Here is a 3,984-nt window from a genome sequence, read left to right on the forward strand (position 1 = left end):
TTCATCCGCAAGGCGATAGAGATCTTCCGACCTCATATTCAGACCGCACTTAAATTCTGCCACACCTAAACTGATGGTCACCCAGTCAGAGATTTCAGATTTTTCATGAGGAATTTTCAGGTCTTCAATAGAGCTGCACAGTTTTTCTGCCAGAACAGCAGCTCCGCCCCTTTCGGTTTCCGGCATAATAACAGCAAACTCTTCCCCTCCGATACGGCAGAAAAGATCTCCTTTCCGCTGTACCAGCTGGTTTATGGTTGCGGCAATAGTCTGCAGGCAAACATCTCCCGCCTGATGACCATAATTGTCATTGTATTTTTTAAAAAGGTCGACATCCATCATTATCAGGCTCATTGATCGCTGGTTCCGACGGCTTCTATTCCACTCGGCCTTCAGAACATCATTAAATTTCCGTCTGTTACTGATCTGAGTCAAACTGTCAATATTAGCCAACTCCACAAGTGCCTTATTAGACTGAGACAACTCTTCCCGTATTTTTACCTGCTCAGTAATATCAGTCAAAATCAATAGACTGTCATTCTCAGGATTCTCCTTATCCAGGGCCGAACAGTTGATCAGGCAGGAACGGATCTCTGTGGGATTGGGTCTGACTGAGATGATTTGATTGATGAGAGAGAAATTACAGTGGGAATCAGCTTGTTTGATATTCTTGAATTTTGGTCCTAATATATTTGATTCTTCTATCATTTTGAATCGATAATTCAATCATGAGAAAAATTGTACTCACTTTTTTTGTAATGCTCGGGATCGTAGCCCTCTTCCTCGAGCAATACCGCAATTCTCCCGGAATTTATTTTCAGATAATCACATTTATAGACTATTCTCTTGTCCTTTACCTGGTGGGCGATTTTCTATGGGAAATGAAGGAAAATGGTAATGCAAGACGCTATATCAGGAGAAATCCTTTCTCTTTTTACTTTCTGGTATTCTATTTACTCATTTTTGTAATCAATATCATGATGAGAAAGATGGGCGGGGCATTCAGTAATGAAAACAATCTGATGACCTTTATTCGGAACCTTATGCTAATACTGAAAATATTCGGACGATTCAAAAAAGTATCAACCTATGTGCATTCCATCATTACCAAACCGGCGCAGACCGTTGTTTTCAGTTTTGTGATGGTCATTCTCATCGGGTCGTTGATATTGATGATGCCTGTCATGAATTCAGGAACTCCCCTGAAACCGATAGATGCTCTTTTTACGGCGACTTCGGCTGTTTGTGTAACAGGACTGATCGTCGTTGATACGCCGGTCCACTTTACCTATGCCGGCAAAACGGTGTTGATGATTCTGATACAGATAGGTGGCCTTGGTATAATGCTGCTTTCTTTCTTTATGGTCTTTCTCTTCCGTCAGTCCATAAGTATTAAAGACCGGAACCTGCTTTCCTATATGCTGAACAGTCAGAATGTTCAAACTCTCAAAGACAGTGTGAAGAGAATTATCTTTCTCACTTTTTTAATAGAATTCATTGGCGCTCTCCTACTCTTCCCGGTTTTTTTAAAGAGTGGATCATCCATTGCCAAAGCTGTTTTCTTTAGCCTCTTCCATTCAATTTCGGCCTTCTGCAATGCCGGATTTTCACTTTTCTCAGACAGTCTTATGTCTTTTAATGGCAGTTTAGCGATGAATTTTATTATTACAACTCTGATTATTGCAGGAGGGATAAGCTTTGCTGTCTTAACAGATTTGTATTCCCTTATTAAACAGCGTCTTTTAAAAAAAGGAGGCAGTCTGTCCATAAACTCAAAAGTAGTCATTATTGTTTCCTCTTTGCTAACCGGATTAGGCACTCTTCTTATCTATAAACTGGAACACAGGAACCTACTTTTCCCTCATCCCGTGGGACAGCAATACCTGGAGGCCTATTTTCAATCAGTGACTCTTAGAACCGCCGGATTCAACACAATGCCATTTGAATCACTCACAAACGGGACTCTTTTAATCATGATGGGGATTATGTTTATAGGGGGAGCGTCAGGAAGTACGGCCGGCGGTATCAAGGTCAATACACTTGGTGTCGTCTGGGCCTACATCCGGTCCTTCCGAAGAGGAAATGATGACGTTTTACTATACAGACATCAAATTCAAAAAGACAGGATACTCCAGGCTTTTACGGTCATTGCTTTTGGACTATTATCCATCTTTTTAATAAGTTCAATATTAGTCATAACAGAGGATGCAGCACCCCTTAAGATTCTATTTGAGACAGTATCTGCCTTTGCAACTGTCGGATTGTCAGCGGGTATCACGGGGAGCCTGTCGGTCATTGGAAAGATTGGGATTATTTTCCTCATGTTTCTGGGAAGATTAGGTCCTTTGACATTATTGACAGCTTCATCAGGGAGTGAAAAACAATCAAAGATTTCATACCCCGAAGCGGCAATAATGATAGGTTAATTACAAGAGAAAGTCAGCCAGGAGATAAATATGGGTAAATCTATTGCAGTCATAGGATTAGGTGTTTTCGGGAGACAGGTTTGTGAAGTACTCACTAAAAAAGGTGCTGAGGTTATCGCCATTGACAATAATGCGGCCCTGGTCAATAGAGTCAAAGACATTGTGAGTCAGGCGATTCTCCTGGATTCTACAGACGAAGATTCTTTATCGGAGGCATCTTTAGATAGTGTCGACACGGCCATTGTGGCTATTGGTGACAATATTGAAGCCAGTATTCTGACAACAGCACTGCTTAAACAACTGGGTGTGCATCATGTTATTGCCAGAGCCGTAACGAAAATTCATTACCAGGTGCTCAAAAAAATCGGAGCCGATGAAATCATAAATATAGAAGAAGAACAGGGGATGAGAGTCGCTCTGAATCTGATTGCCCCCTCGGTGATGGAAAAGGTCCAATTATCAAGAGAAATAATTCTTTCAGAGCTATACCTGCCTCCTGAGAAATCACACATGACGGTTCAAGAGTTAGATTTTGAAAAAAAATACAGTATCAGACTGGTAGCTTTACGAAGAAGCCTCAATCAGATGGACTCAGAAGGCTTAAATATTCGAAAGGAAATTCTCCTATTCCCAGAAAGTGGAGAAGAACTTCTGGAAGGAGATGTCCTGATCATGGTTGGTGAAGAAAAAAATTTGGAACTATTCCAGAAGAACGGGAGTTAGAAAATGATTGTTATCAGTATAAAACGTTTAATTTTCTCATTCTGTGTCATTTTATGTTTAACCATAATTTTGCTGTTCATAGGCCTTAATCTTTTTTCTATTGCTCCCCTGAATATCAGTTTTGATAAACAAGAAGTCCTTTTCTGGGGTATTGTAATTTTACTGGTTCAATTTTTTATCATACTTTCGGCATTTATGGGACATAGAAAATTGATTGCAGATTTAAACAAAATAATCAGCTATAAGGATCTCAATCACCCCCACTCCATGAGGATACTGGATCAGTTAGGACAACTCGGACAGGTATTGAAAAAAATGCTGAAAGAACAGAATGACTTGCTTGAATTGAGAATGAATCGAATCTCCGCTGCGAATAAGGTTCTCTCCCTCTTATGCGAAGAGTATCCCGCCCCTGTTGTCATCAGTGACACCCTGGGAACAATCTTAGGGGTCAGTGATAAGATGAGAGATAAAATCGGATTTGCAATGAAAAGTGATTCAAAGGTCTCTGATTTTTTTCCGGATATGAAAATGGCAGAGGTGATGGTCTCTTTAGAAAAGAATCGAACCCCATGGAAAGCGGAGGGTAAATCGGGTTATATGTGTACTCCTGTGTTTGATAAGGGGGGCCACTTAAATCTTTGTGTCTGGGAGCTTGAATCTGGTCATTTGATGCCGAAACTAAACAGCAAACCGGTTACCAGCCTATCCAGAAAGACCTTTCAATCAGTAAAAGGGATATTCAAGAGGAAAACCCTAAAAAAAGAGAATGTTGAAAATGAAGATAGACATTAATGGTATAAATTTATTGAAATATGGCAAGTCACACTGAAGA

At 40.3% G+C, this 3,984-nt stretch carries 4 protein-coding genes; 3 read left to right on the forward strand and 1 reads right to left on the reverse strand.

The annotated features are described in order from the left end of the window. Positions 1-708: diguanylate cyclase (locus PF479_RS07510; protein ID WP_298004367.1), on the reverse strand; the 708-nt coding region annotated here is incomplete at its 3' end. A 20-nt stretch (positions 709-728) separates the two neighbouring features. Between PF479_RS07510 and PF479_RS07515 the strand changes: the two genes are divergently transcribed. From PF479_RS07515 to PF479_RS07525, 3 genes are read left to right on the forward strand one after another with little or no spacing between them, the layout of a single operon-like run. Further along, positions 729-2,426: a TrkH family potassium uptake protein gene (locus PF479_RS07515; RefSeq protein ID WP_298004370.1), complete on the forward strand. Its 1,698-nt coding sequence runs from the start codon at positions 729-731 to the stop codon at positions 2,424-2,426. A 30-nt stretch (positions 2,427-2,456) separates the two neighbouring features. Then, a complete protein-coding gene (locus PF479_RS07520) occupies positions 2,457-3,149 on the forward strand; it encodes a TrkA family potassium uptake protein (RefSeq protein WP_298004373.1) in 693 nt (230 codons plus the stop codon). A gap of 3 nt (positions 3,150-3,152) precedes the next feature. Then, complete coding sequence (locus PF479_RS07525; RefSeq protein WP_298004375.1) at positions 3,153-3,944, forward strand: hypothetical protein; 792 nt, start codon at positions 3,153-3,155, stop codon at positions 3,942-3,944. Positions 3,945-3,984 lie beyond the last annotated feature (40 nt).

It is taken from the genome of Oceanispirochaeta sp., assembly GCF_027859075.1.
In the GTDB taxonomy this organism is placed as follows: Bacteria; Spirochaetota; Spirochaetia; order DSM-2461; family DSM-2461; genus Oceanispirochaeta.